This window comes from bacterium (assembly GCA_018812485.1).
Classification (GTDB): Bacteria; JAHJDO01; JAHJDO01; order JAHJDO01; family JAHJDO01; genus JAHJDO01.
Map to the genome: position 1 here is coordinate 1 of JAHJDO010000066.1, position 2,331 is coordinate 2,331.

2 protein-coding genes are annotated in these 2,331 nt (G+C 37.4%); both read left to right on the forward strand.

Annotation, left to right across the window (positions count from 1 at the left end; translation table 11 throughout):
• Window positions 1–264: 264 nt before the first annotated feature.
• A complete protein-coding gene (locus KKC91_05105) occupies window positions 265–1,647 on the forward strand; it encodes a phosphodiester glycosidase family protein (GenBank protein MBU0477925.1) in 1,383 nt (460 codons plus the stop codon).
• Between the two features lie 23 nt (window positions 1,648–1,670).
• The coding region (locus tag KKC91_05110; protein MBU0477926.1) for a hypothetical protein at window positions 1,671–2,331 on the forward strand (661 nt) is incomplete at its 3' end.

A 2,331-nucleotide genomic window follows, 5' to 3' on the forward strand; every position in this document is an offset into this window, starting at 1 on the left:
CTTATGATTGAGTTGTGCCTTTAGGCGACTGCAATAATGTGTCAAGTTCAAAAATGAGCCCACACACGAATAGATGAATGTCGCAACAGCCATTATTGCAAAAAAGTTATGGTACTATGCGGAAAATCCGCTAATGTCGTAAAAGCCTAACCTAAATTTTCCCATTTTCCCCATACAATGTGAGGGGAAAAGGAAAAATTTATGTTACAATAAGAGAACAGAATAAAAATGACAAGCTATAAAAATCGGCGAGGTTTAACATAGATGAAAATCTCATTTGTTACAAGTGTTATTTTTCTTGTGATATTTACAGCTTGTGGAACAGATGCTGAAGCACCTACTACTACACCCAAAGAAACAGAAGCATCACCCGTCCCAACAGAAACACAATCAGAACCAACACCAGCAGAACCTGTGGAAGAACCAATGCAATTAATTAATACATGCTGGCTTTTTCGCTGTTTCCCTTTTGATGATGGTCTAGGACAAGAGATTGGTGTAGATCAAGAAAATGATGAACCAACCATAATAGGGGGTTGTAATGGACATGAAACAGTATCCGTAATAGAGGATGATTTTAGGTGGCCCAATCAGTATAAACATATGGATGGATATTGGAAAAAATGTGAGTGTAATACCTATGAGCAAAAGAATCAAAGAATTTGTGAATGGACAGTACAGCCAGAATTACAAGATCCTGTTGAAGAATCAACCACAGATCTCCCAGGAAGAATATTAGATAACGAATGTCCAGCACCTAATCCCTGGAATTTTAACCATAGACGTATTATTGATGCTTTTGTGAATAATCCACAGCAACTACATGAGGGAGTATATTATGGTGAATACCCTATAGGAGATCCATGGATCCATACATTTAAGATGGATCTTAATAATATAGATTTATATGTTACCCCAAACAAGCCTACAATGATGACAAGCACTTTTTTAGCAACTGCAAGTACAATATTTGAAGAACCAGGTTTAACACTAGATATTGCGGTAAATGGGAATGGTTTTGATGAAAATTCTCCACATAAGCCAAATGGGCCGCATATTTCAAATTTTAATGTGCATCAATGGAAACCCGACCATGTACCAGACTCTCACCCAGCATTAGTAGTGTACGGTGATGGTTTTGTCGATATGTGTAAGGCAAATGAGTTTGATGATGATTGTCAATTCGATGAACAAGAACATATCCGTAGTGATATTAAATATGCTGTTGGAGGATATCCACATTTTATTAGGGATGGGAGCATTGTTAAACGATATACAGATTTTAGTGAGGGTGGTAAAGTTGAAATTATAACACCTGATGCAAGGACATCTGTTGGTGTGGATCATGAAGAAAATGTGCTAATATTAATTGTTGTTGAAGGAGATGATTCAGAAAGAACAGGTCTTAGCTATGCAAGACTTGCATGTCTACTTTATCTGCATGGAGCTACAGAAGCTCTAAATCTAGATGGCGGTAGCTCAACTACATTAGTTACAAGGGATGGATTAATAATAGATGATCCGGATGACGATGTAGATTTAATTGTCAATTCAAATGGTAATCATCCGTATCCCGCGGCAGTCAAGAATCATTTAGGAATTAAGTTTAAAAAATCACAGACAAGTAGTAGAGTAGTTGTAACCTAATGTAGCTGTAGCAGTAAGCCAAAATGAATGAAGCAAAAATAAAAAAAATATCATCTATGTGCACTTTTATTTGCTTGTTTACCATTTCTTTCTTTTTAGCCTCATGTGGTGGAGGGGCACCTGCTGAACCTGCCGAGCCAGCAGAAACAGCAATACCTTCACCAACGATAACACCAACACCAACACAAACTGCCACTCCAACACCAACGATAACACCAACTGAGGAACTTGGAAGATATTGCATTGGAGAGGGTGGCTTATGGGATGGAGACGAAGAAAGTCCTGGAGATGAAGAATTATGCAAGGATGGATATCTATATTATTGCTTAGATTCTTGTGATGCAAATAGCTGTACAGGGCGGTGTAAAATTGATATATGCAATATTGATGGAGCAGAAGTAGAAATTGTGGAAAAATTTTCAACAATTACTGTTAGTACTAAATTTCTCTGCCATGGTATCGATGGATGGGAAAGGTTAAAAGGTGTGCCCATTGAATCTGCAGAAGAACCTACAGAGACACCTACACAAGAACCCACATCAGAGGAACCTTCAGATTATCAATTTTCTTCTCCAAAAGGGAGGGTTTTTTTCAATGAAGAGGGAGCGCAATATAATTCTGATATTAATTCAAATAAAGGCATCTTAGTAATAACTGCAGAAAATGCAGGATTAAAAATAACAA

Bases quoted from the DNA above. Each gene is read 5' to 3' on its own strand.
- KKC91_05105 (MBU0477925.1), top strand. From the start codon at position 265: ATGAAAATCTCATTTGTTACAAGTGTTATTTTTCTTGTGATATTTACA.